Below are 25,541 nucleotides of genomic sequence, written 5' to 3' on the forward strand. Positions count from 1 at the left end.
CGCATCTCGCGGGTGCTTCCTTGATCCTCGGGCTGATATTCCGTCGCAAGAACATCATCCCAGGTCAGCGGGCACCCGCGGCCTATTTTGCGGTGACATCACTCATGCTGGCCGGTGGATCCGGGCTGAGAGACCTGACCGCGGGAGCGCCCCACCGGCACGGGCGTCCCGGCGTCCCTCCTTGCACGCCCCCGCGACCAGGTCCATGACCATAGTTTTCTTGAATTTCTCCGGCCCCAGCCGGGAAAGCCGGTGAATCAGGTGTTTACCTGAGCCCGCACCACGCTTTGGACGGGTGTTTGATTGAATTCTGGGCGCCTGGAGAAATCCGCATTCGGTATATCGGCGCTCTGTGTAATGAGGCGATCACAGAATGTCCGGACCGGGCGGTGGCATCTGGTTGACCGGGTGCCCACTCGTCCCCCAAAGGTGCTGCACCGCGTATGCCCGCCAGGGCCGCCAGATCTCGGCCCTCACCGTGAGCGGCCCGGGCTTGTCCGGCAGCCCGAGCCGTTGCGCGGCCTGCCGCACCCCGAGATCACCGGGAATGAATGCGTCCGGATCACCCAGGGCCCGCATGGCGATCGATTCGACGGTCCACGGACCAAATCCGGGAAGCGCGGACAACTGCTCGCGAGCGGTATTCCAGTCACCGCCGATGTCCAGGACGACGTCGCCGGAATTGAGGGCTTCGACCAGCCGCAACAGGGTCACCCGGCGGGCGCGGGGCAGGGCCAGACTCTCGGGGTCCAGCTCGGCCAGTGCCTGGCTGGTAGGGAAGAGGTGGGTCAGGCCGCCGGCCGGGTCGTCGATCGGCTCGCCGTGGGCCTGCACCAGCCGGGCCGCGTGGGTGCGCGCAGCGGCGGTCGAGACCTGCTGGCCGAGAACGGCCCGGACGGCGAACTGCTCGGGGTCGATGATGCGGGGCACCCGGCGGCCCGGCGTCTTCTCGACCAGCGGGGCCAGCACCTCGTCGCGGGCGAGCTGGTCGTCGATGGCCACCGGATCGGCGTCGAGGTCGAGCAGCCAGCGACACCGGCTGATCGCCGCGGTCAGGTCGCGGGGGTCGGTCAGCCGGAGCTGGCAGGCGATGTGGTCGGGCAGCGGCCTCAGCGCAGCGATCGCGTGGCCGTTCGGCAGGCGAAAGGCGCATCGGTAGGCGCCGTCCCGCCACTCCTCGACCCCGGGCACGGCGGTCGCGGCCAGGTGGCCGAACAGGTTGTCGGGGAAGAACGGCCGGCGGAAGGGAAGTTTCAGGGAGATGGAGCCGGGCTGGGTCTGAGCGCGCGATCCGGCCCGGGCGCGGAGCTCGCCCGGGGTCAGGGCGAACACCTCGCGCACGGTCTCGTTGAACGAACGCACGCTGCTGAACCCGGCGGCCAGGGCGATCTCGGTGAACGGCATCGGTGTGCTCTCGATCAGCAGCCGGGCCGATTGGGCGCGCTGCATGCGGGCCAGGGCCAGTGGACCGGCGCCGAGCTCGGCCATCAGGTGCCGCTCGACCTGCCGCACGCTGTAGCCGAGGCGGGCGGCCAGACCCGGCACCCCGTCCCGGTCGATCACCCCGTCGGTGATCAGGCGCATCGCGCGGGCGACCAGGTCGGCGCGCACGTTCCAGTCCGGGGAACCGGGGGCGGCCTGGGGACGGCAGCGTTTGCAGGCGCGGAAACCGGCCCCGGCCGCGGCCGCCGCGCTCGGGTAGAACCGCATGTTCTTCGGCTTGGGCGGCACCGCCGGGCAACTCGGGCGACAGTAGATCTTCGTGGTGAGCACGGCGGTGAAGAAGAACCCGTCGAAGCGCTCGTCGTGCGACTGCACGATGCGCACGCACCGTTCGGGGTCTTCGTGCAGCGCGTTCACCGGAAGCTGCCGTTGACCTCACCGAAGCCGGCGGCCCCGGCGTTGGCCGGAACCACCGGGTTCCCGGTGCGGTGCCGGTCGGCGAAGTGTCGGGCGGTGTTCCGGGACGTCATATTTCGAGCATCGCACGTGGATCGGCGCTGATGGCCGGGGCACGGGGTCGACGTCGTTTTCCTGCTGAACCACGGGTGGCTGGTGCTCGCGGGTGCTCTGTGTCTGTGCCTCACCCACTACCGTGCTCGAATGACGCCGGACGGCTGGTTGGGTGCGGCCGGGGCGTTCGTCGTCATGGTGGTACTGATGATCAGCGTGTTCTCCTTTCGCCGGCGCCGACGCGGTCCCGATCTCGGCACCCCGGCCGAACGCGCCACCTTCGACACCCTGCACACCGCCTCGCTGGCGGCCCCACCTCTGCGGGACGGGCTCACACCCGAGAGCGCCCAGCTGGCGATCCGTCATCTGAGGACGCTTCTGGGCACCCCGGCGGTCGCCCTCGCCGACAGCTCCCGGTTGCTGGCGTGGGACGGCGACGGGGTGCACCACCGCGAGCACGCCCGGCGGCATGCGGCCGGGGTGATCGCGAACGGCCGCACCAGCGTGCTCGACGCCGCCCAGATCGACGGGGACCAACCCTGCCGGGTCCTCGACTGCCCGCTGCGCAGTGCCGTGGTGGCCCCGCTGATCAGCGGCGAGACCGTGGTCGGGGCCCTGATCGCCTACGGCGGCGCGGCCAGCGCGGCCCTGGTGCGGGCGACCGGTGAGGTGGCGATCTGGGTGTCCACCCAGATCGAGCTGGCCGAGCTCGACCGTTCGCGCACCCGGGCGATCGAGGCCGAGGTGCGGGCGCTGCGGGCGCAGATCAGCCCGCACTTCGTCTACAACTCCCTGGCCGCGATCGCCTCGTTCGTGCGCACCGATCCGGAACGGGCCCGGGAGCTGCTGCTGGAGTTCGCCGACTTCACCCGCTACGCCTTCCGGACCGGCGGCGAGTTCACCACGCTGGCCGACGAGCTGCGCAACATCGAGCGCTACCTGGTGCTGGAGCAGGCCCGGTTCGGCGAGCGGCTGCGCGTGCGGTTGCGCGTGGCGCCGGAGGTGCTGCCGGTCGCCGTGCCCTACCTGTCGGTGCAGCCGCTGGTCGAGAACGCCGTGCGGCACGGCCTGCAGGCCAAGGAGGGCGGTGGCCTGATCACCCTGGGGGCCGCCGACTCCGGTGCCGATGCGCTGATCTGGGTGGAGGACGACGGGGTGGGCGCCGATCCGGTGCTGATCGAGCGGATCCTGGCCGGGCAGAGCGGGGAGTCGGTCGGCCTGGGCAACGTCGACGCCCGGCTGCGCCAGGTGTTCGGTGACCGGTGCGGTCTGGTGGTGGAGACGGCGCCGGGTGCGGGCACAAAGGTGAGTTTCCGGGTACCGAAATACGCTCCGGGAGTTCACGCGGGGCCGCCCGGCCCATAGGCTCAGCCGTTATGGCAACGACGCCGAGCCCGCTTCGCGCCCTGGTGGTGGACGACGAGCCCCCGGCCCTGTCCGAACTGGCCTGGCTACTGGGTTCGGACGACCGCATCGGCCGGGTGCTGACCGCCGACAGCGGCGCCCAGGCCCTGCGCGTCCTCGAGACCGAGCAGGTGGACGTACTGTTCTGCGACATCTCCATGCCCGGGCTGAACGGCCTGGACCTGGCCCGGGTGCTGGCCCGCTACAGCTCCCGCCCGCACCTGGTCTTCGTCACCGCCTACGAGCAGCACGCCGTGGAGGCGTTCGACGTGCGGGCCGTCGACTACGTGCTCAAGCCGGTGCGGGCGCAGCGGCTGGCCGAGGCGGTGCGACGGGCGGTGGAGGCACAGAGTGCCGTGCCCGTGCCGGTGCCCGAACGCGACGAGGACATCCCGGTCGAGCTGGGCGGCGTCACCCGCTTCGTGCGGCGTTCCACCGTGCTCTTCGTCGAGGCCTCGGGCGACTACGCGCGGCTGCACACGGCCGGGGGCAGCCACCTGATCCGGGTGCCCCTGAGCACGCTGGAGGATCGCTGGGGCACGGCCGGTTTCGTGCGCATCCACCGCAGCACCCTGATCAACATGCGGCACGTGAGCGAGCTGCTGATGGACGGCGGCCGGTTCCACGTGCGGCTCGGCAGCCACCACCTGACCGTGAGCCGGCGGCACACCCGCCAGGTGAAAGACCTGCTGATCCGCCGGGACGCCCGGTGACCGAACGCGCGCGGGCGAACGACCGCGCCCGCGCGACCGAGCGGGTGCGAGCGACCGAGCGGGTGCGGGTGACCAGCCCGCGGATGTCGGCTGTCCCGCGGCCGGAGGTCCGCCCGGCCACCCGGGAGATCGACGAGCAGACCGAGGTCGGCGAGGTCTACCTCAAGGCCCTGCTGCGTTCCCAGCTCCGGCCGGCCCTCGTGGTGCTCGGCGTGACACTGGGGGGTCTCGGCGCCCTGCCGCTGTTCTTCCTGGCTCTGCCCGAGGTGGCCGGCACCCGGGTCGGCCCGGTGACGGTGGCCTGGATCGTGCTCGGGGTCGCTGTGTTCCCGCTGCTGTTCGCGGCGGCCGGGTGGCACGTGCGCGCCGTGGAGCGGGCCGAACGCGACTTCACGGAGATCCTGCGGCGCCGGTGAGCACCTGGATCGCCGTTGCCCTGGTCTGCGCCGCGACCCTGCTGGTGGGTGCCCTCGGCCTGCGCCTGTCCCGCACCACCAGCGACTTCTACGTGGCCTCCCGGATGGTCAGCCCGCGCTGGAACGCCTCCGCCATCGGCGGCGAGTACATCTCCGGCGCCAGCTTTCTCGGAGTGGCCGGGCTGATCTTCGCGACCGGCAGCGACATGCTCTGGTACTCGATCGGCTACACCGCGGGCTACCTGGTGCTGCTGGCGCTGGTGGCCGCACCGCTGCGTCGCAGCGGCGCCTACACGCTGCCCGACTTCGCGCAGATCCGGCTGCGCTCGGCCGGGGTGCGACGGGTCACCGCCGTCCTCGTCGTCGGTATCGGCTGGCTCTACCTGCTGCCGCAGTTCCTCGGCGCCGGGCTGGCCCTGCGCACGGCCACCGGGGCGCCGGGCTGGGTCGGCACGGCGATCGCGGTGCTGGTGGTCGTGGCGAACGTGACCGCGGGCGGCATGCGATCGGTGACGTTCGTGCAGGCCTTCCAGTACTGGCTCAAGCTGACCGCGATCGCGCTACCCGTCGTCCTTCTCCTGATCGCCTGGCACTCCGACGGATCCCCGAGCCCCGCGTCCGTACCCGGTTCTGCGTGGTCCGAGCCACTGAGCGGTGGGGACCACCCGGTCTACCGCACCTACTCACTGCTGCTGGCCCTGCTCTTCGGCACGATGGGCCTGCCGCACGTGCTGGTGCGGCTCTACACCAACCCCGACGGCCGGGCCGCCCGCCGCACGGTGCTCTCGGTGATCGCCCTGCTCGGTGCCTTCTACCTGTTCCCGCCGGTCTACGGGGCCCTGGGCCGGATCTACGCCGGCGACCTGCTGGACAGCCCCGACTCGATGATGCTTCTGCTGCCGGGCCGGATGCTCGGCGAACCCTGGGGAGACCTGGCCACCGCCCTGCTCACCGCGGGCGCGTTCGCCGCGTTCCTGTCCACCTCCAGCGGGCTCACCATCTCCGTCGCCGGGGTGCTGAGCCAGGACCTGCTGCGGGGACGCTTCCGCACCAGCGTCAGCGGGTTCCGGGTCGGCGCCGCGCTGGCTGTGCTGGTCCCGGCCACGCTGTCGCTGCTCGGTGTGCGCACCGGCCTGGCCGACACCGTGACCCTCGCCTTCGCCCTGGCCGCGTCCACCTTCTGCCCCCTGCTGGTGCTGGGCATCTGGTGGCGGGGCCTGACCCGCGCCGGGGCGCTGGCCGGGCTGGTCGTCGGGGGCCTGCTGGCCAGTGCCGCCGTGCTGCTGACGGTCTCCGGGGCGGTCTCGTCCGGCTGGCCCGCCGCCCTGCTCGGGCAGCCCGCCGCCTGGACCGTGCCGTCGGCGTTCCTGGTGATGGTGGTGGTCTCCCTGCGCACCCGCCGTACCCCCGGGGTGAACACGATCATGGTGAGACTGCACGCCCCAGAAGCCCTGGACCTGAACCGGGGCGATCACCCCACCCCGCCGTAACCCTCCTCAACTTCCTCCGTGATCATGCAAATCCTCCCCGGCGTTCTAGAACTCTCCGGACCACAGTTCTAGAACTCCGGGGAGGTTTTGCATGATCACGGAAAGGTTTTTGGGTGATCACGCACCGCCCGGGGATGGCCACTCATCGTGTCTGGGTGACCGCTCGGCCCTCTCGCATTCACCGCACATCGCCCGCCGGGAACCATCCACCGAAGTGACGGCGGTCACCCCTATCGGCGGGCGAGTGACCCGGCTCACAGTGGGCGCGCATCTGCGCAATCGACGCGTACCGAGTCATGTGAGGAGCTGTGATGTCCGACGATCAGCCCGACCGCCCCCTCGGCGGCACCGGATACCAGGAGGTGCAGGCGAGCGACGAGTTCCAGGAGTTGCGTACGCGCTTCCGCCGGTTCGTCTTTCCGCTGACCGGCGTCTTCCTGGCCTGGTACTTCCTCTACGTGGCGCTCTCCGCCTACGCCCCCGACTTCATGAGCACCGAGGTGATCGGCCGGGTCAACATCGGCCTGATCATCGGCCTGCTGCAGTTCGTCTCGACCTTCGCGATCACCATGACCTACGCCCGCTGGGCCGACCGTGAGTTCGACCCGACCGCCGACCGCCTGCGCGCGCACATCGAGAGCGGTGAGACGAAGTGAAGTGGCCCATGCCTGCTGCGGCAACGGCTTCCGGTGACATCGGCAGCCCCGCACTGAACATCACGATCTTCCTCGTCTTCGTCGTGATCACCCTGGGGATCGTGCTGCGGGCCTCCCGCAACAACCGCACGGCCGCCGACTACTACGCCGGAGGGCGCGCCTTCACCGGGCGGCAGAACGGCATCGCGATCGCCGGCGACTATCTCTCCGCCGCCAGCTTCCTCGGCATCGCCGGGGCCATCGCGACGGTCGGCTACGACGGCTTCATGTACTCCATCGGCTTCCTCGTGGCCTGGCTCGTCGCCCTGCTGCTCGTGGCCGAACTACTGCGCAATACGGGCCGTTTCACCATGGCCGACGTGCTCAGCTTCCGCCTGCGACAGGGTCCGGTGCGCACCGCGGCCGCGATCTCGACCCTGGCGGTGAGCTTCTTCTACCTGCTGGCCCAGATGGCCGGCGCCGGCGGCCTGGTGAACCTGCTGCTGGGCGTGGACGGTTCGGCCGGACAGAACCTCACCATCGCGGTCGTCGGCATCCTGATGATCGTCTACGTGCTGGTCGGCGGCATGAAGGGCACCACCTGGGTGCAGATCATCAAGGCCGTGCTGTTGATCATCGGCGCCGCCCTGATGACGGTCTGGGTGCTGGGCCGGGCCGGGCTGAACTTCTCCGCGCTGCTCGGTGACGCCGCCGCAGCTTCCCCGGCCGGTACCGCGCTGCTGGAACCCGGTCTGCGGTACGGCCTCACGGACACCACGAAGCTGGACTTCATCTCGCTCGGCCTGGCCCTGGTGCTCGGTACGGCCGGCCTGCCGCACGTCCTGATGCGCTTCTACACCGTGCCCAGCTCGAAAGAGGCTCGGCGCAGTGTGGTCTGGGCGATCTTGCTGATCGGGATCTTCTACCTGTTCACCCTGGTGCTCGGTTTCGGCGCGGCCTGGCTGGTAGGGCCGGAGAAGATCCTGGCCGCCCCGGGCAAGGCCAACTCGGCGGCGCCGCTGCTGGCGTTCGAACTCGGGGGCACCTTGCTGCTCGGGGTGATCGCGGCCGTCGCCTTCGCCACCATCCTGGCGGTGGTGGCCGGGCTGACCATCACCGCGAGCGCGTCGTTCGCCCACGACATCTACGCGAACGTGATCAAGAAGGGCTCGGTGCGGGCGGACGACGAGGTCCGGGTCGCGCGGATCACGGCCGTGGTCATCGGTGCGGTCGCGATCGTCGGCGGCATCTTCGCCAAGGACCAGAACGTGGCCTTCCTGGTGGCCCTGGCCTTCGCGGTGGCGGCCTCGGCCAACCTGCCGACGATCCTCTACTCGCTGTTCTGGAAGCGGTTCAACACCCGGGGTGCCCTGTGGAGCATCTACGGCGGGCTGACCTCGGCGATCGTGCTGATCATCTTCTCCCCGGTGGTCTCCGGGAAGATCGACGCGAAGACCGGGGCCTCGTTGTCGATGATCACCGACACCGGGATCGACTTCCACTGGTTCCCGCTGGACAACCCGGGCATCGTGTCGATCCCGATCGGCTTCCTGCTCGGCTATCTCGGCACCATCACCAGCAAGGAGGTCGGCTCGGCGGAGAAGTACGCCGAGATGGAGGTCCGATCCCTGACCGGTGCGGGCGCCGAGAAGGCCGTGGATCACTGATCCTCAGCCGAAACGCCAGGTGTGCGTGACCTCTGAGGTGCGGCGGTCGGTCACGATCCGCAACCGCTCGTCGAGGATCGTGGCCGTGTCCACCACGTAGGCCCGGCCCGTTCCGTCGAAGGTCGTCCGGCGCATCACCAGCGCCGGGCGGCCTTCTGCGGTCGAGGTGAGCCCGGCCAGACCGGCGGTCAGGGCCTCGGCGGTGAGGGCTTCCTCGGCCCGTTCGGGGTGGGTGCCGGTGGCCTCGCCGATCGCGCCGTAGAGCGGGGTGACCCGGAAGTCGACCTCCGCGATCGCCTCGGCCCACGGCTGCGGCACCCAGGAGATCTGGTGCAGCAACGGGATTCCGCGGACCGACCGCAGCCGCTCCAGCCGCAGGGCGGGTGCCTCGGCGGGCATGCCCAATTCGATCGCCACCTCGCGCGGCAGCTTGCCGGTCTGCACATCGAGCACCTCGGTGCGCAGCGGCACTCCCTGGGTGTTCAGCTCGTCGGCGAGGCTGCGCAGGTTGGCCTGGTCGTGGGCGACCTCGGGGGGAACCACGAAGGTGCCCCGCCCGGCCCTCTGCTCGATCAGCCCGTCGTCTTGCAGCGCCTTCAGTGCCTGACGCAGAGTCATCAGGGTCACGCTGTACTCGTCGCTCAGGACGCGCTGCGGGGGTAGGGCGCCATCAGCACCGAAATCCCCGGCGCGAATCCGCTCGGCCAGTGCGTCGGCGATCCGGCGGTACTTCGGTTCAACTGCCACACCCTCAGATTAGGGCCAATGCGGCTCGACGATCGCGTCCAGGGCCGTGCGCACCTCCCGCACCAGGCCGGCCACCTCGTCCGCGTTCTCGCCCGCCAGCACCCGGCGCATCACGGCGGCTCCCATGATCACACCGTCCGCATGCCGGGCCGCCTGTGCCGCGGTCTCCGGTCCGGAGATGCCGAAACCCATCAGCACCGGCCGGTCGGTGGCCGCCCGCACCCGGGTGGCCAGGTCGGCCGCCTGGTCACCGAGCACGATGCGCTCACCGGTGGTTCCCATGACGGTGGACGCGTACACGAACCCGGATCCCAGGCGCGCGATCGCGTCGATGCGGTCGGGTGGAGTGGAAGGTGCCACGATCAGCACGGTCTCGATCCCCTGCGACCGGGCGGCGGCGACCAGGGGCGAGGCCTCGTCCAGCGGGGTGTCGACGGGGATCAGCCCGGACACCCCGGCGCCGGCCAGACGTTCGCAGAACACCCCGGCCCCGCGGTGCCGGATCAGATTGCTGTAGGTCATGACGACCAGCGGGATGTCGAGGTCCAGCTCCGCCACCGCCGCCAGCGCCCGCTCGGTGGTCATCCCCTGCTCCAGCGCCCGTTGTGAGGCCTCCTGGATGGTCGTGCCCTCGAGCATCGGGTCGGAGAAGGGCAATCCGATCTCGATCGCGTCGGCCCCGGCCGCGGCCAGCGCCTCGACCAGCCCGGTCCAGCCGGGCACCACTCCGGCGGTGACATAGGGCACGAGAGCCTTGCGGCCCTGGTCACGGTGGTCGCGGAGGTGTCGTTCCAAGGGTGGACGCCCGACCGTCACGGTGGTCATGCGAGCAGCTCCCTCACCTGGGCGGCGTCTTTGTCGCCGCGGCCGGACAGGGTCACCAGCACCGTTGACCCGGTGGGCAGCTCGTCGGTACCGGCGGCACGCAGCACCCAGGCCACGGCGTGGCAGCTCTCCAGGGCACCGAGAATGCCCTCGGTGCGCGCCAGTTTGACCATCGCGGCCAGCACCTCGTCGTCGTCGGCGCTGACGTAGGTGGCGCGGCCGGAGTCGGCGAGATGAGCATGCTCCGGGCCGACACCGGGATAGTCCAGGCCGGCCGAGAGCGAGTGCGCCTCCAGCACCTGCCCGTCGTCGTCCTGCAGCAGGTAGGACTCGAAGCCGTGCAGGATGCCGGGCGAACCGTTGCCGATCGCGGCCCCACCGGCCGCCTCCACGCCGACCAGCCGGGCGGAGGTGCCGACGAACCCGGCGAAGGTGCCCGCCGCGTTCGAGCCACCGCCCACACAGGCGACCACGACGTCCGGAATTCCGGCCGGCAGCAGCTGCGCGCACTGCCCCCGCGCCTCTTCGCCGATGACCCGCTGGAACTCCCGCACCATCCACGGGTACGGATGCGGACCCATCACCGAACCGATGCAGTAGTGCGCGGTGTCGGACTGCCCCACCCAGTGCCGGAACGCCTCGCTGGTGGCGTCGGCGAGCGTCTGGCTGCCCGCCGTCACCGGCACCACCTTCGCGCCGAGCAGCTCCATCCGGAACACATTGAGCGCCTGCCGCTCGACGTCTTTCGCGCCCATGAACACTGTGACATCGAGCCCGAGCAGTGCCCCGACGGTGGCGGTGGCCACGCCGTGCTGCCCGGCCCCGGTCTCGGCGAGCAGGGTGGTGCGGCCCATGCGCTGAGCCAGAAGCGCTTGCCCCAGAACGTTATTGATCTTGTGTGAGCCGGTGTGGGCGAGATCTTCGCGCTTCAGCAGCACGGTGACCCCGAGCTCGGCGGAGAGCCGGGCGGCGGGCGTGACCGGTGTGGGGCGCCCGGCGTACACGGCGAGCGTGCGGGTCAGATGCTCACGGAACGCCGAATCCGACCAGGCGGAACGAAACTCGCGCTCGAGGGTGCGACAGGCCGGGATCAGCGCCTCGGGTACGTAACGACCACCGAAGGCGCCGAACCGGCCGTCGGCGCCGGGATCGGCCAGGACGGATGCGGTCTGCGTCATGCCTTGACCGTAAGAGTTCTAGAACTCTCCGTCAAGAGTTCTAGAACTCTTACTCGAAAGTGCCCGTCCCCGGGAATCGATCTTGAGGAACCGCCACGCTCGGCCCGAAGGCCTCCCTGAGGAAAAATGCCTGCCTGATGGGGCCATCTGAGGCGAGTACGGAAACTTCTCTGCCAAAGCTCAAGTTGGGACCGACAGAGCAGGTAGTCGATAAAACATCTATGGATCGGTGGTGAGCACCATGAGCTCGATGACCATCCTGCCGGTCGCGAACCAGCACCTCACGGCCAGCAGTTATGCCCCCGTGCTGCAGCACAACAGCCGTACTGACCTGCGGGCCCTGGTGAAGTCGGAGGCCACCTCGGACACGGCCCGTCAGCTGGCCGGAGCGGTGCAGACCCGTGTCGGCGTCGAGGCCGCGACCGCGGTGCTGGCCACGAACACGGAGAACCGCGCCCGGCAGTACGAGGAACGCTCGACCACGAGCACCGTCACGGCCCGGCGGAGCACCACCAGCGCGGGTGCGGGCAGCGCCGGCGAGACGGCCGGCTCACCGGAGTCCGACACCGGGGCCGCCCCGGGACAGGCCCGTCCGGACCCGTCCCAGCTCGGCGCCGTGATCGACCTCTACCTGTAGATCATCGGCCGGTAGATCATCTTCACGGGCGTCGGCTCAGCGCACGAGCCGGCGTCGCACCTCCTGCCGCGCCTGGTTCAGGCGCGACTTCACTGTTCCCAGCGGCAGGTCCAGACGCCGGGCGATCTCCTCGTACTCCAGATCGGCCAGGTCGCGGTAGACGAAGGGCAGCACCAGCTGCGGGTGCGAGCTCTCCAGCGACTCCAGGGCCTCCAGCAGGTCGATGCGCGACCCGGCGATCACACTGGTGCGCCGGGGGTCGGGGCGCACCTGTTCCTCCACGGTGAGGGGCTGCTCGCCCGCTCTGCGCTTCAGGTCGCGGTAGGTCTGCCGGGCGGCGTTCGACACGACCACGTAGAGCCACGTGCGGAACGAACTGCGGCCCTCGAAGCTGCTGATGCGACGCGCGACCTGGAGCAGGGCGTCCTGCGCGGCCTCCTCGGCGTCTTCCCGATGGGGCAGCATCTTGCCGGTCCGTCGTAACACTTCCGGCTGGATGGCGGCGAGGAGATCGTTGAGAGCTGCGTCATCGCCGGCCGCGGCAGCCCTCGCCAAGATATCGATCCGGTCACTACCGGGTCGAGTAGCGCCCTGAGGGGCAGCGAACTCTTCGGGTACGTCGGTCATAGCGGCATGATGCTGCCATGCCTCTGCCCGAGCTGATCGGCCGCTACCGGCCCGTCCGTCGCCTCGGTGCCGGTGGTTTCGCTGTGGTGTGGCTCGCCCACGACGAGTCACTGGACGCCGAGGTCGCTGTCAAGGTCATGGCCGACAACTGGGCCGACCGCCTCGACCTGCGTGAACGCTTCCTGCGCGAGGCCCGCATGCTGCGCCAGGCGGCGTCGCAGCGGATCGTGCAGGTCTTCGACATCGGGGAGCTGACCGACGGTCGGCCCTACCTGGTGATGGAATACGCCGATCGCGGAACTCTCGCCGATCGGGTCAAGGCCGACGGCGCCTATCCCCTGGCCGAAGCGCTCCGGGTCACCGCCGAGGTGGCCCGGGGTGTGGCCGAGCTGCATTCCGCCGGGGTGGTGCACCGCGACCTGAAGCCCTCGAACGTGCTGATCACATCGGTGCGCGGAGGCGGAGAACGGCTACTGGTGGCCGACCTCGGAGTGGCCAAGAGCCTGGCCCACGGCTCGGGCGTGACGATGTCGGTCGGCTCGGCCGGGTATATGGCCCCCGAGCAGATGGAACCGCAGATCGGCGTCGACCCCCGCGCCGACGTGTACAGCCTGGGTGCGTTCGCCTACCACCTGATGACGGCCGAGAGGCCCCCGATCTCGCTGGTCCTGCGCGAGAAGCTGCCGTCCGACCTGCCGCCCGCGGTGCGCGAGACACTGCTGCTCACACTGCTGAGCGACCGGGAGAGCCGCTGGCCCGACGCCGCGAGCCTGGCCGCGCGGTTCGACGAGCTGGCCTCCCACATCGATGACGACGTCACCGTGGCCTCGATCCCGACGATCGGTCACGGCGGTTCGGCCTCCACCCCGACGCCGGGTTCCTTCACCCCCGGCGGGACGGGCCGCTCCGGTTATCCGCAGCCGGTCAGCCCGACGCCGGGCTGGAACTATCAGGGGACGCCGGGGCCGCAGGGCCCGCAGCCGGCTCCGACCGGGCCGGGATGGCAGAACCACCAGAACCACCAAGGCGCCCCGGCCGGCTCGGACCAGTTCAGCCCGCAGCCCCAGTTCACCCAGCAACCCCGGTTCGGGCAGCAGCCGGCGTCCCAGGGCGGTTATCAGAGCAGCTACCAGGGCGGTTACGCGAACCCTCCCTCGAACACCCCGCACCGGACGCCGGACCCGCAGGGCTGGAACCAGAGCGGATACGCCCAGGCCCCTCCGGTCACCGAGCAGCAGTACAACCATCCCCAGCAGGCCCAGCAGGCCCAGCAGGCCCAGCAGGCCCAGCAGGCCCAGCAGGCCCAGCAGGCCCAGCAGGCCCACAGCCCTCTTCAGGGGTTCCAGTCGACCCAGGGGCCTTCCACGACCCCGGCCCGACCGCTGAACCAGGGGCACGGACGCTGGATCGCGACGATGACGGCCGTGGTGGTCCTGGCCGCCGCCACCGGTATCGGAGCGGTACTGCTCTGGCAGTGGCGGGCGAACCGCGACCTGACGGTCAGCGATGCCAGCCGTTCGATCACTCTCACCGCGCCCCCCGCCTTCGGTTCGCAGCTGGTGGAGACCGGCTGGAACCCGACCACGATCGGTCTCACCGCCACGGAGGCCGACGGGCTGCTGCTCTCGGACAGCGTGCAGAACTGGTCGGACCTCGAAAAAGACGTCAACGGTGTGTTCGTGGGACTGAGCGATTCTGAGAACCTGCCGAAGAAGGTCATGGCCATCACCCACGACACGTGCACGGACGGCAAGGCCAAGGCGTTCGGGGTCGAGAGCACGTGGACGGGTCAGATCCACACCTGGACCGACTGTGAGGGTGGCACCGGCCAGGTGCAGGAGGTGTACCTGGAGCCCCAGGAGGGCAGCAGCACATACGTCTACCTGCAGATCCGCCGCACCAGCGACAACGACCACGCCCCCCAGGAACTGATCGACCAGCTGGTTGTCGACGAGGGATCCGCGGCCCGGAGCTGAGCTCCGGGAGAACCACCCCGAACTTTTCCGCCGTCCGACGCATCCAAGGATTCAGCGCCCGCCCCGGGCGCTCGTGATCCGGAAGGAGCGACCATGATCTCCCCCCGCGCCGCCCACACCGGTCGCCGCCGGGCTCTCTCGGCGATGGCCCTGATTCCCGCGGGCCTGCTCACCCTCGCCGCCTGTGGCTCGCCCTCGGCCACGCCGGTGGCCGACGCCACCGCCGGCCCGGCGGGCCTCACTACCTCCCGACCGTCGAGCAGCGCCACCAGCGACTCAAGCTCGACGTCGTCCTCCAGCACCACGACCAAGGACGACGCCGAGCCGACCGCGGACGGCGAGGGGTGCGCGGCGGACGGCTCCGACATCCCGGCCGGCGCCGCCACGGCCAAGGCCGGTGACCTGGACGGTGACGGTCAGGCCGACCAGATCTGGCTGGCTGACGACGGCGACACCCGGCTGCTCGGCGTGAAGACAGCCACCGGCGCGATCTTCGACACCACATTCACCAGCGCCAGCCCGATCGCCGGCTCGGCGGTGGCCAACCGGCTGAGTGACGGTTCGGCCATCATCCTGCTGAGCACCGGCCGCAGCGCCGCGCTCTACGCGGTGATCGACTGCCAGATCATCAAGACCCGGAACAAGAACGACCAGCAGTACACCTTCGACCTCGGCTACACGGGCTACGGCAACGGGGTCGCCTGCCCGGCCGTCGACGACAAGCTCTACCTGGCCGGTTACCGGGCCGATGCGACCGGCTCGGGGGCCTACACCATCACCCGCACCCGCATCGATCTCAGCGAGGGCGGCACCCGGGCCGACAACGGCACGGAGAGCATCCTGGGCGACTTCGCCCAGGGATCTGCCACCTACCGCATCGCTCACAGCGTCGGCTGCGGCGACGCCGGTACCGCCAAGGAACCGCAGGGCTGAGAATTCCGCTCCTGGAGGGGTGACCGACGATTGAGGACGTCGGCCACCCCTTCGTCCGTTCGGTGCCGGTTCGGTGTCCGTTCGGGCGGGAAATCCCGAGCATCAGTGAAACCCGGTCATTTCCAAGAGCTTTTTCAGAACGGGTGGGACACCCAAGTGATGCGGTTTCAGCGGCGGTGACGACGAGCCGGCCCGGATGTCGTAACCCCGGGCCCGGCGCGGGTCAGCTTTCAGTCCACCCGCGTCAGGGTGCCCGACGCCGTGTTGCCGACCGCGGTCTTGTCCGTCCAGGTGTAACTGATCGTGTCGGCACTGGTCCCGATCAGGATCACCTCGGCCCGGCGGGCGCAGGCCTGGTTCGGGTCGTCCGCGGCCTTCACCGGCGCATTGAGCTGGGCCGTGGTGAGACCCGAGCTCTCCACGGTGAGCTTCGCGAGACAGCCCAGCTCGGGCATGGTCATCGTGCCCGCGCGCTTCTTGCCGCCGGTCAGCTCCAGGTGCACGGTGAAGCTCGAGACCTTGCCCAGCGGCTGCGAGACCTCGCCCTCCCAGGTGCCGTCCAGGCCGTAGGGCAGCGTGCCGGAGGCTGCGACCTTGTCCGTACCGCTGCTGGAGTCGTCGGCCGAGGACGAGTCGTTCGACACCGAACTGTCCGAGGCGCAGTCGGAGTCGGCCCCGACGTTGATGCGCCCGCCACACGCGGCCGGATCCGGCGCGCTCTTCGAACCGCTGCCGGAGCTACTGCCCGAGGTGTCACCCGAACTACTGCTCGACGAACCGTCCCGGCTCACGGTGTTGTCGATCACCCGGTCCCAGACCACGATGGCAGCGGCCAGGATCAGCACGGCCGCCGCCGTGACGAGAACCACCGGGCGGCCCCGGTTCGGCGCCTTCTGACGCGGCCCCGGGACACCGGAGTTACCGGCACCCCAGGTCTGGGGCTGGGACGGCTGGGGCTGGGGGCCGCTCCAGCCGGGTCCGTTCGAGGGCTGGGACACGGCTGCGCCGCCGCGCTGAGCCGAACCGGGAACTGCGGACGACGGTCCCCCGTACGTGGGCAGCACCCCGTAGTCCGGCGAGGGAGTGCCGAAGTTCGACGGCGGAGTGCCGTGGTTCGCTGGAGCGCCATAGCTCGGAGCAACACCCTGGCCCGGGGACGAAGCGCCCCGGTCGGGCGGTGAAGCAGGCCGGTTCGAGGGGGCGCCATAGGTCGGTGCGGTGCCATGGTTGGGCGAAGCACCCGGGTGCGCGGGTGCCGCCGTGCCCTGGTTCGGCGAGACCGCGCCACGGTTCGACGGAGTCCCGTAGCTCGGCGCCGCACCGTGGCCGGGAGAGACACCGTGATTCGGCCCACCAGTGCCATGGTTCGGCCCAGTGCCGTGGCCCGACGCAGCACCCTGGCCCGACGAGAAGCCCTGGCTCACTGGCGACGTGCCCTGGTTCGACGGCACCGAACCACGGTTCGACGGAGCTCCGTAACTCGGCGAAGTGCCCTGGCCCGATGCTGGGACGCCGCGGTCCGGCGGGGTGCCGTAATTCGGCGGAGCACCCTGGTTCGACGAAGCGCCCGGGTTCGACGGAGCGCCAGGGTTCGATGGAGCGCCAGGGTTCGACGACGGAGCGCCGGCACTCGACGGCGAAGTGCCTTGCGGCTGCCCCCAACCCCGGTTCTGCTGGTGATTCTGACCCGGTGGTGCCCAGGACTGCTGGCCCGGCGCCGAGCCGCCGGAGGCCGACTGCGCACTCTGCCACGAACTCTGACCCTGCTGTACCTGACCCTGCTGTACCTGACCCTGCTGTACCTGACCCTGCTGTACCTGACCCTGACCCGGGCCCGGCTGCCCCTGGCCCCGCGAAACCGGGCTCTGCGGAACTTGCCCCGGTGAAATGTGGCCCGGCTGGAGGCCCGTACCCTGCTTGTTCTGGCTGGCTGCACCACCCCGGCCGACTGCACCACCCTGCCCCGCAGGCCCCTGTGGTCCCGGCGCACCCTGCTGGGGCTGCGTGTAGAGGGCCCGGCTGTGCTGGGGCGGGCCGTACTGGGGCTGCTCGGGGGTGCTCGGCGCGTACGTGCCCCACGGCGGCAGCTGCCCCAGGCCCGCACCGGAATCCGGGACCGCACCAGCAGCGGCACCGGTCGCGGACGCCGCGGTGGGCCGGCCCTTCCCCGCCGGGCCACCGGGGCCGGTGACCGGGGTGGCCGGGAGGCCAGATGCGTCTGTCATTGAGTGGTCCACCCGGGTCTCGCCCATCGACGCCGGCTGGTGCACCGCCGTGAGGCGGGCGTCGGGGTGGGCCGCGGTGTAGCCCACGGTCGGGCCGGTGGAACTGGCCTCGACCAGCTGCGTGGCCTCGGCCAGCACGATCGTCGCGTTCGGGGTGTCGAGCTCGGAGGGCCGCCCCAGCAACATGTACAGCGTCTGCTGGGCGGTGGGCCTCCGGGCTGGGTCCTTGCTGAAGCAGTGCCGCAGCACGGTGAGCAGTTCCGGCGGTATGCCGGTGAGATCCGGCTCCTCGTGGGCAATCTTGTTGATCGCGGCCATGATGTGGTTGGCCTCGAACGGGGCCCGGCCGGTGGCGGCGAAGGCCATCACCGAGCCCCAGGCGAACATGTCGGTGGCGGGGCCCACCTTCTCGGCGCGCAGCTGCTCCGGCGACATGTAGGCCGGGGTGCCGAAGAGCTTGCTGACCTTGGTGGTGTCTTGCGCGAGGTCGCGGGCGATGCCGAAGTCGATGACCCGCGGACCCTCCGGCGACATCATCACGTTGGCCGGCTTGAGGTCGCGGTGCACCACACCGACCTGGTGGATGGCGGCGAGCGCGGTGGACGTGCCGATGGCGAGGCGCTGCAGGCGGGTGCCGGTCAGGGGCCCCCGCTCGGCGACGTACTGCTGGAGGGACGGGCCCTCGATGAACTCGCTGATGACGTACGGCGACGGGCCGTCCGTCTCGAAGTTGATGATCTGCGCCGTGCAGAACGGCGCGACCCGGCGGGCGGCGGCGACCTCCCGGGCGAAGAGCTGGCGCGAGTGGTCGTCCTCGACGCGTAGCAGCTTGACCGCGACCCGCTCGTCATCGGGGGAAACACCCAGGTAAACAACACCCTGACCACCGGCCCCGATGCGGCCGGTGAGCCGGTACCCGGCCACCTGCGCAGGGTCTCCGGCACGTAAGGGGGCGATGTCAGGCACCGTTGCAGTCTGCCATCCGAAGCGAGTGATTCAGTAGTACTCAGGGTGAACGACCACGGCTGTACCGGTTGATGTCACTCTGCGCCGAAGAAATATCACTGTGAGGTAAGCGTTCCGTAAGCAGTGTTGCCGTCCGCGTCGTTGTCCACCCAGTCGAACGTCAGTTCGTTGTCGCTCGTGTGCCGCAATCTCACCGAGCTGTCGTCGGAGCACTGGTCCCACAGGTCGTTCTCCAGGAGCGTCGCCATCTCGATCGAGTCGCCACTGCCGCCGCTGTAGGTGAGCACGCCGTCGCAGCCGAGGTCGCGACTGGTCATCCGGCCCGTGGTCGCGTCGGCGTCCAGGGTGATGGACACGTCCCACTTGGCCACCCCGCCGAGGGGCTGCACGATCGTGCCCGTCCAGACCCCGTCGGCCCAGGCGGGCAGCGTGAAGGCCGAATCATCGGTGGACGACGGCACGCCACCGCCTGTCGGCGGCCCGTCGGTCGTGGGCACCGGAGCCGGGGTCTCCCCCTGCCCGGAAGGAGTCGATGCGTCGTGGTCCAGGAGCGTGCGCACCACGATCGCGCCGCCGGCCACCAGAGCGATCGCGAGCACCAGCACAGCCACCACCGCTCCGACGGACGATCCGAAGCCGTTCTTCCGCAGCGGCCGGGCCGACAGCGGGGAGCCGTCGGGCAGTGTGACAGGGGTTCCGTAGCGCGGGATCTCGACCCCCACGGCGGTGGGCAGGGTGTCCGGCCCGGCGACCGAGGCGACCGGCGCCACCGGAACGACGGGCTTCTCCGCCACCTTGGCCTGCGCCACCTTGGCCTGTTCGAGCTTCTCCTGCTCGGCCTTGGCCCGCTTCAGTTTCGCCTGCTGGGTCACCGGGGTGGGCACGGTCTCGTCCGCCGGGTGGGTCTTGCCCGCGGTGCTCGCCTGCGCGAAGCGACTTCCCTCGGCCAGCACGGCCGTCGGATTGGGGACGTCCTGGTCGGGTGTCGGTCGCCCGAGCAGCATCGCGAGGGCCTGCTGGGCGGTCGGGCGCTGCTTCGCGTCCTTGGCCAGGCACTGGAGGAGCACGTCGACGAGGGCGTCCGGCACACCGTCGAGCATCGGCTCCATCGTGGTGATCCGGTGGACCACAGCCATCATGTGCCCGGCGTCGAACGGGGCCCGGCCGGTGGCGGCGAACGCGACCACGGACGCCCAGGCGAACATGTCGGTCTGCGGACTCACCCGCTCGTTGCGGATCTGCTCCGGGGCCATGTAAGCCGGGGTCCCGAAAATCCGGCTGGTGACCGTGGTCTCACTGGACATGTCGCGGGCGATACCGAAGTCGATCACCCGCGGACCGTCCGGGGAGACCATCACGTTGGCCGGCTTGAAGTCGCGGTGCACGACACCCGCCTGGTGAATGGCAGCGAGTGCGGTGACGGTTCCGATGGCCAGCCGCTCGAGGCGGGTGCCGGTCATCGGGCCGGAGTCGCGCACCAGACGCTGCAGCGACGGACCTTCAATGAACTCGCTGACCACGTGTGGCTTTTCGCCGTCCAGGTCGAACGAGATCACCCGCGCGGTACAGAACGGGGCCACCCGCCGGGCGGCGGCGACCTCCTTGGCGAACTGCCGTCGCGCCTGCTTGTCCTCCACCTGGCGCAACTGCTTGATGGCGACCTTCTGGCCGTCGGCGCCGAGTGCGAGGAAGACGACTCCCTGACCACCCTGACCGAGGCGGCGAACAATGCGGTAGCCCGCGACCTGCGCGGGGTCGCCGGTGCGAAGCTCGGTCGCGTCAGGCATGACCGCCATAGTGCCAGTCCGCACTGAGCAACCCCCAGAAACCGCCACATTGTGACCTGCGGATCACGACCCGTCACTACGGGATGTGACCGAAGGGCTCAGGGAGAACCCTGATGCTGTCGGGCGATTACGCATGGTTCACTGGCCCTGGGCCGGGCAAGTGGGGATGACGAACGCCGGCCCGCGTCGGTTCGAGGGGGCGGTGGCGGAATGGTCCGCGCGTGGCAAGGTGTTCGGGAACTCATTCTGCTGGGCGCACTCTGGGGTCTCTACTCACTGTCCCGGCTGCTGGCGTCGGCCGATCTGCACCCGGCCCTGGATCGCGCGAGGTCGTTGCTGTCGTTCGAGGGGTTCACCGGGCTCGACCTCGAGCTGGGGCTGAACCGGTTCGCCGCGCATCACGAATGGCTCGGAGTCAGCGCGAGTTTCTACTACGCGGCCGCGCACTACGTGGTCACCGCGGCCGTGCTGGTGGCGCTCTGGTTCAGTGGCCCGGGGCACTATCGACTGGCCCGCAACGCACTGGTGCTGTCCACGGTGATCGCGCTGGCGGCCTACCTCACCCTGCCCACGGCACCGCCCCGGTTCCTGCCGGGCTACACCGATGTGGTGGCCGCCAGCTCACATCTGGGCTGGTGGGGCCACGGTGACTCGTTACCCGGCTCGATGGGACGGATGACCAACGAGCTGGCGGCCATGCCCTCGATGCACGCCGGCTGGGCCCTGTGGGTGGCCCTGGCCGTGCCCCTGATCACCGCGAACCGGCCGCTGAGGGCGCTGGGCTGGACTCACGCCGGGCTGACCACCCTGGTCGTCGTCAGCACCGCCAACCACTGGACGCTCGACGTGCTGGCGGGCTGGCTGGTGGTCGCCGGGGCCTGGGCGGTGACGACCAGGATCGAGGCGGGACGCCACCCCACCGAGCCCCTCAGTCCCGCTGGGGCTGGTACCCCGCGGCCGTGAGGTCGGCCACCACCTGCTCGCAGTGCGCCGGACCCCGGGTCTCCAGCCAGAGCGCCACCTCGACCTCGTTCACCGGGGTGTGCGGGCCGGTGCGCACGTGCTCGACCTCCATCACGTTGGCGTCGGTGGTGGCCAGGCGCATGAGCAACGCGGCGAGCGAGCCCGGGGAGTCGGGTACCCGGACCTGTAGCCGCAGGTACCGCCCGGACGAGGCCAGGCCGTGCCGGATCAGGCGCATGAGCAGCAGCGGGTCGACGTTGCCGCCGGAGAGCACGGCCAGGGCCGGGGTCTCGATCTCCAGTTGCCCGCTGAGCAGGGCCGCGACGGCCACCGCCCCGGCGGGCTCGATCAGCAGCTTCTGCCGTTCCAGCATCAGGATCAGGGCCCGGGAGATCGTCTCCTCGTCGACCGTGACCACCTCGTCCACCAGGTGGTCGACGATCGTGAACGGCACGTCTCCGGGGCGGCCGACCGCGATACCGTCGGCCATGGTGCTCATCGAGGGCAGCGACTCGGGCTTACCGGCGGCCAGCGAGGGAGGGTAGGCGGCGGCGGTCTGGGCCTGCACGCCGATCACCCGGATGTCCGGTCGGCGGGCCTTGATCACGGTGGCCACCCCGGCCAGAAGACCCCCGCCACCGGTGCTGACCAGAACGGTCTTCACCTCGGGCTGCTGTTCCAGCAGCTCCAGCGCAATGGTGCCCTGACCGGCCACCACGTCGGGGTGGTCGAACGGGTGGATCATCACCGCACCGCTGGACCCGGCGTGCGCCAGCGCACTGGACAGGCACTCGTCCACGGTGCTGCCGGTGAGTACCACCTCGGCGCCGTAACCGCGGGTGGCGTCGAGCTTGGGCAGCGGAGCCCCGACCGGCATGTAGACCCGGGACTCGATCCCGAGCAGGCGGGCGGCGAGCGCGACCCCCTGGGCGTGGTTACCGGCGCTGGCCGCGACCACGCCGCGGGCCTTCTCCTCGTCGGAGAGCCGGGCCATCCGGGTGTAGGCGCCCCGGATCTTGAACGACCCGGCGCGCTGCTGGTTCTCACACTTCAGGTAGACCGGGCCGCCAAGCAGGTCGGACAGGGCGCGACTGCGCACCACCGGCGTGCGCCGGATCACCGGTTCGAGCAACCGGGCCGCCGCCTCGACATCGGCAACGGTCACGGGCAGGACGAGGTCCTCGACGGGCATGAACGGAATCCTTGCACGCCCGCACGGATGGCCGTGAGCCGACTGCGTCCGCCGTCTACCTCGTCCAAAAGCCCAGGACTCTCTCGCGTGATCATGTAATCCCCGGGGAAGTGGGACACCTCCCGGCCGAAGGCAGGGGGATCGCCTGATCACGATGGAAAAGGGGGCGCGGAAAAGAGGGGAGACTGGGGGCCATGTGGGGCGACCGCGGCCTGCGCCGGATTCCGTTGCTCCGGTTCGACGAGGAGGGCCTCGTGGACCGGGGCCGCATCTGGCTGCTCGAACTCGCCCATGTCTTTCTGGCCGTGCCGTGCCTGGTGTTCTTCGTCTTCATCGTGGTGGGCTGGCCGACCGCGACCGTGCTGGCCGGGCTCCTGCTGCTCTACCTGGCCGTGCCGGCGGCGGCGCAGCTCGGCCGCCTGCACCGGTTCCTGGCCGGTGCCGCCCTGCGGCAGCCGGTCGAGGTGCCCGACTACAAGCAGTCGAAAAAGACCGGTCTGGCCGCGATCTGGTCCCGCCCGTGGACGTGGCTGCAGGACTCGCGGCGGTGGCTCGACCTGGCCTTCATAGCGTTCGCCTCGACCGGTGGCTTCGTGATGTCGGTCGTCGTGGTCAGTCTGCCCGCCGGGGTGATCGGCCACGTGGTGCTGGCCATGGTGTTCAGGAACCCCTGGTGGCTGCTGCCGATCACGCTCGAGCTGGCCCTGTGGTGGATCCTCACCCCGGTGCTGTCGAGGGTGCGGGCCATCACCACGCTGGGCATGTACGGCAACACGCTCACGGCCCAGCTGGAACGGCGCGTCGCGGCGGTGGCGGAGTCGCGGGCCGAGTCGATCGACCACTCGGCCGCCGAGATCCGGCGCATCGAACGTGACCTGCACGACGGAGCCCAGGCCCGGATCGTCTCGCTGGGGATGAACATCGGCCTGGCGGAACAGCTTCTGCACCGCGATCCGGAGGCCGCCGCGGCGTTGCTGGCCGAGGCCCGGCAGGCGACCACCGATGCACTCGAAGATCTGCGCGGGGTCGTGCGCAGCATCCACCCGCCGGTGTTGGCCGACCGAGGGCTGACGGGGGCCGTCGAGGCACTCGCGGTGCAGCTCGCGCTGCCGGTCACGACGTCGGCCGACCTGTCCGGGCCGATCCCGGCCCCGATCGAGACCGCGGTCTACTTCGCTGTCGCCGAGGCTCTGGCCAACGTGGTGAAACACGCGGGTGCCCAGCGGGCCTGGGTCAGGCTCGCACTCCGGGAGGGCAGGTTGCGAGCAGAAATTGGGGACGACGGGGTCGGCGGGGCCACGCTGGGTTCCGGTTCCGGGCTGGCCGGAGTGGCCCGGCGGTTGCGTGCGTTCGACGGCACACTGGTGATCGACAGCCCTGCCGGGGGCCCGACAAGTGTCATCGTGGAGGTGCCGTGCGCGTCGTCATCGCCGAAGACCTAGCCCTACTGCGGGACGGGCTGATCCGGTTGTTCAAGGCGCACGACTTCGAGGTGGTCGCGGCCGTCGACAACGCCCAGACCCTGCTGCAGGAGCTGGAGACGAAAGACGCCGACATCGCCGTGCTCGACGTGCGGCTGCCGCCCAGCTTCACCAATGAGGGGTTGATGGCGGCCGTCGAGATCCGGCGTCGCCGGCCGTCGTTCCCGGTGCTGGTGCTGAGCCAGTACGTGGAGCAGCTCTATGCCAAGGAGCTGCTCGCCTCCGGCCAGGGCGCCATCGGCTACCTGCTGAAAGACCGCATCACCGATGTGAAGGCGTTCGTCGAGGCGGTGCAGCAGGTGGCCGAAGGCGGCACGGTGCTCGACCCGCAGGTGGTGTCGAGCATCCTGAGCCGGGCCCAGCGCGAGGCACCGATGGAGCGCCTGACCGAGCGCGAGCGGGAGGTGCTGGCGCTGATGGCCCAGGGCCGGTCCAACGCCGCGATCGCCGCCCGGCTGTTCGTGTCGGAGAAGGCCGTGGGCAAGCACACCAACAGCATCTTCACCAAGCTGGACCTGCCTCAGGCCGCGGACGACAACCGCCGGGTGCTGGCCGTTCTCGCCTACCTGCACTCGGACTGAGCCAGGGGCCTGAGGCCTGGGCTCAGGCGATCTGCTCGCCGACTCCCGCGGCCGGCGCGGGCAGTACGACGCGGCCGCCGGTGGCCAGCCGGTCTTTCAGCCGGAGCGCGGGCTTCTCCACCAGGAACCAGGAGAAGACGGTCAGCGTCACGGTCACCGAGATCTCGAGGGAGTGCTGCACCAGGCGCGGGTACCCCTGGTGCTGAATGATCATGAAGACCGGGAAGTGGTACAGGTAGAGGCCGTACGAGACCATCCCGATCGCGACGAACGGTTTCAGCGAGAGCAGGCTCACCATCGGCCCGTCGGTCCGGGTGACCAGGTGGTGCACGACCATCGCGCTGAGCAGCGCGGCCAGCGGCAGACGCCAGTGGTAGGTGTTGGCGGCCTCGATGTACGAGGTGGCGAACAGCGCCGCCAGCCCCAGCACGCCCACCCAGGCCACGGTCTCGGACCTCCGCACCAGGGTTTCGCGGTTCTGCAGGAGCACGGCCATCAGACTGCCGAGCAGTAGACCGTCACAGTGCGAGGTGGTGGCGTAGTAGATCCACAGGGTGCTGTCGGAGTTGTGCACGCTGAGCCAGCGCACCACGATCACGACCGCGATCAGCGCGGCCAGGCCGAGGGCCGGAGCCTTGCGGCGCCGGACCAGCACGGCGATCAGCACCACCGGCCAGATCAGGTAGAACTGCTCCTCGATCGACAGCGACCAGGTGTGCGTCCAGATCCCGGTGCCCTCGTTCACCCACACGTTCGCCCAGTTCGCCACGTACAGAAGCACACTGAGCACGGCCACGAGCGGATTGATCGTGAGGTCGTAGTGCATCCACGTCAGCGCGAACGGCAGCGTGATGACCAGCATGAACACCAGCGGCGGGAGCAGGCGCAACCCCCGGCGCAGGTAGAACTGCCGCAGGTCGATACGGCCCGTACGCGTCCATTCCCGCAGTAGCAGGGCCGTGATCAGGTACCCGCTGATGACGAAGAAGACGTCCACCCCGAGGAAGCCGCCGTGCGCGGCCGGTGAGGTGTGGAAGGCCATCACGGCCAGCACGGCGAAGGCCCGCAGGCCGTCGAGCGCGGGGCGACGCGACATGGTGTCCTCGAAATCACTGGACCGATCGGGAACCTTCTGGCGCCCCGCC

21 protein-coding genes are annotated in these 25,541 nt (G+C 70.1%); 12 read left to right on the top strand and 9 right to left on the bottom strand.

The features are described 5' to 3' along the window. Window positions 1-366: 366 nt before the first annotated feature. Window positions 367-1,851 (bottom strand): DNA-3-methyladenine glycosylase 2 family protein, encoded by a 1,485-nt coding sequence (locus tag QSK05_RS00005; RefSeq protein WP_352300168.1) that lies wholly within the window; start codon window positions 1,849-1,851, stop codon window positions 367-369. Window positions 1,852-2,148: 297 nt separating this feature from the next. Here QSK05_RS00005 and QSK05_RS00010 point away from each other — a divergent pair, with 297 nt between their 5' ends. The 6 genes from QSK05_RS00010 to QSK05_RS00035 all read left to right on the top strand — a co-directional run bounded on the left by QSK05_RS00010 (window position 2,149) and on the right by QSK05_RS00035 (window position 8,278). Then, window positions 2,149-3,318, top strand: coding sequence for a sensor histidine kinase (locus QSK05_RS00010; protein WP_352300171.1), 1,170 nt, complete (start codon window positions 2,149-2,151; stop codon window positions 3,316-3,318). Window positions 3,319-3,329: 11 nt separating this feature from the next. Continuing rightward, window positions 3,330-4,070 (top strand): LytR/AlgR family response regulator transcription factor, encoded by a 741-nt coding sequence (locus QSK05_RS00015; RefSeq protein ID WP_231487283.1) that lies wholly within the window; start codon window positions 3,330-3,332, stop codon window positions 4,068-4,070. After that, on the top strand, window positions 4,067-4,486 hold the full coding sequence (locus tag QSK05_RS00020; protein WP_285592541.1) for a DUF485 domain-containing protein: 420 nt from the start codon (window positions 4,067-4,069) through the stop codon (window positions 4,484-4,486). Before QSK05_RS00015 ends, QSK05_RS00020 begins: the two co-directional genes overlap by 4 nt. Beyond that, complete coding sequence (locus QSK05_RS00025) at window positions 4,483-5,976, top strand: sodium/solute symporter (RefSeq protein WP_285592543.1); 1,494 nt, start codon at window positions 4,483-4,485, stop codon at window positions 5,974-5,976. Before QSK05_RS00020 ends, QSK05_RS00025 begins: the two co-directional genes overlap by 4 nt. Before the next feature lie 311 nt (window positions 5,977-6,287). Beyond that, on the top strand, window positions 6,288-6,632 hold the full coding sequence (locus QSK05_RS00030; RefSeq protein WP_285592545.1) for a DUF485 domain-containing protein: 345 nt from the start codon (window positions 6,288-6,290) through the stop codon (window positions 6,630-6,632). Between the two features lie 8 nt (window positions 6,633-6,640). Beyond that, window positions 6,641-8,278: a monocarboxylic acid transporter gene (locus QSK05_RS00035; protein ID WP_285592547.1), complete on the top strand. Its 1,638-nt coding sequence runs from the start codon at window positions 6,641-6,643 to the stop codon at window positions 8,276-8,278. A 3-nt stretch (window positions 8,279-8,281) separates the two neighbouring features. On the opposite strand, the gene QSK05_RS00040 is transcribed toward QSK05_RS00035, so the two are convergent. The 3 genes from QSK05_RS00040 to trpB are packed head-to-tail and all read right to left on the bottom strand — an operon-like array spanning window position 8,282 to window position 11,028. Beyond that, the gene (locus QSK05_RS00040) at window positions 8,282-9,025 is read right to left on the bottom strand and encodes a GntR family transcriptional regulator (protein WP_285592549.1); all 744 of its coding nucleotides are present in this window, start codon (window positions 9,023-9,025) and stop codon (window positions 8,282-8,284) included. A gap of 9 nt (window positions 9,026-9,034) precedes the next feature. After that, window positions 9,035-9,850 carry a tryptophan synthase subunit alpha gene (trpA, locus tag QSK05_RS00045; protein ID WP_285592551.1) on the bottom strand — a complete coding sequence of 272 codons (816 nt, stop codon included), beginning with the start codon at window positions 9,848-9,850 and terminating at the stop codon, window positions 9,035-9,037. Beyond that, the gene (gene trpB, locus QSK05_RS00050) at window positions 9,847-11,028 is read right to left on the bottom strand and encodes a tryptophan synthase subunit beta (RefSeq protein ID WP_285592553.1); all 1,182 of its coding nucleotides are present in this window, start codon (window positions 11,026-11,028) and stop codon (window positions 9,847-9,849) included. The genes trpA and trpB overlap by 4 nt, the downstream gene beginning before the upstream one ends. 232 nt (window positions 11,029-11,260) lie before the next feature. Between trpB and QSK05_RS00055 the strand changes: the two genes are divergently transcribed. Then, complete coding sequence (locus QSK05_RS00055) at window positions 11,261-11,665, top strand: hypothetical protein (RefSeq protein ID WP_285592555.1); 405 nt, start codon at window positions 11,261-11,263, stop codon at window positions 11,663-11,665. A 36-nt stretch (window positions 11,666-11,701) separates the two neighbouring features. Here QSK05_RS00055 and QSK05_RS00060 read toward each other — a convergent pair whose 3' ends face one another. Further along, window positions 11,702-12,292 (bottom strand): RNA polymerase sigma factor, encoded by a 591-nt coding sequence (locus QSK05_RS00060; protein ID WP_285592557.1) that lies wholly within the window; start codon window positions 12,290-12,292, stop codon window positions 11,702-11,704. 17 nt (window positions 12,293-12,309) lie between these two features. On the opposite strand from QSK05_RS00060, the gene QSK05_RS00065 reads away from it, so the two are divergent. Both QSK05_RS00065 and QSK05_RS00070 read left to right on the top strand, forming a co-directional pair. Continuing rightward, window positions 12,310-14,268 carry a serine/threonine-protein kinase gene (locus QSK05_RS00065; protein ID WP_285592559.1) on the top strand — a complete coding sequence of 653 codons (1,959 nt, stop codon included), beginning with the start codon at window positions 12,310-12,312 and terminating at the stop codon, window positions 14,266-14,268. A 93-nt stretch (window positions 14,269-14,361) separates the two neighbouring features. Then, window positions 14,362-15,201 (top strand): hypothetical protein, encoded by an 840-nt coding sequence (locus QSK05_RS00070; protein WP_285592561.1) that lies wholly within the window; start codon window positions 14,362-14,364, stop codon window positions 15,199-15,201. Between the two features lie 230 nt (window positions 15,202-15,431). Here the strand turns inward: QSK05_RS00070 and QSK05_RS00075 are convergent, their stop codons facing one another. Both QSK05_RS00075 and QSK05_RS00080 read right to left on the bottom strand, forming a co-directional pair. Beyond that, window positions 15,432-18,392: a serine/threonine-protein kinase gene (locus QSK05_RS00075; RefSeq protein ID WP_285592564.1), complete on the bottom strand. Its 2,961-nt coding sequence runs from the start codon at window positions 18,390-18,392 to the stop codon at window positions 15,432-15,434. Between the two features lie 95 nt (window positions 18,393-18,487). Then, the gene (locus QSK05_RS00080) at window positions 18,488-20,179 is read right to left on the bottom strand and encodes a serine/threonine-protein kinase (RefSeq protein ID WP_285592565.1); all 1,692 of its coding nucleotides are present in this window, start codon (window positions 20,177-20,179) and stop codon (window positions 18,488-18,490) included. Between the two features lie 210 nt (window positions 20,180-20,389). Between QSK05_RS00080 and QSK05_RS00085 the strand changes: the two genes are divergently transcribed. Continuing rightward, a complete protein-coding gene (locus QSK05_RS00085) occupies window positions 20,390-21,142 on the top strand; it encodes a phosphatase PAP2 family protein (RefSeq protein ID WP_285592566.1) in 753 nt (250 codons plus the stop codon). Here the strand turns inward: QSK05_RS00085 and ilvA are convergent. Further along, window positions 21,108-22,334, bottom strand: coding sequence for a threonine ammonia-lyase (gene ilvA, locus QSK05_RS00090; protein WP_285592567.1), 1,227 nt, complete (start codon window positions 22,332-22,334; stop codon window positions 21,108-21,110). The genes QSK05_RS00085 and ilvA overlap by 35 nt on opposite strands. Before the next feature lie 194 nt (window positions 22,335-22,528). On the opposite strand from ilvA, the gene QSK05_RS00095 reads away from it, so the two are divergent. Next, entirely contained in the window at window positions 22,529-23,776 is a 1,248-nt protein-coding gene (locus QSK05_RS00095; protein ID WP_285592568.1) for a sensor histidine kinase, read from the top strand. Continuing rightward, the gene (locus QSK05_RS00100; protein WP_285592569.1) at window positions 23,749-24,396 is read left to right on the top strand and encodes a response regulator; all 648 of its coding nucleotides are present in this window, start codon (window positions 23,749-23,751) and stop codon (window positions 24,394-24,396) included. The genes QSK05_RS00095 and QSK05_RS00100 overlap by 28 nt, the downstream gene beginning before the upstream one ends. 22 nt (window positions 24,397-24,418) lie before the next feature. Here the strand turns inward: QSK05_RS00100 and QSK05_RS00105 are convergent, their stop codons facing one another. Next, the gene (locus tag QSK05_RS00105; protein WP_285592570.1) at window positions 24,419-25,492 is read right to left on the bottom strand and encodes an acyltransferase family protein; all 1,074 of its coding nucleotides are present in this window, start codon (window positions 25,490-25,492) and stop codon (window positions 24,419-24,421) included. Window positions 25,493-25,541 lie beyond the last annotated feature (49 nt).

The organism is Kineosporia sp. NBRC 101731, assembly GCF_030269305.1.
Taxonomy (GTDB): domain Bacteria; phylum Actinomycetota; class Actinomycetes; order Actinomycetales; family Kineosporiaceae; genus Kineosporia.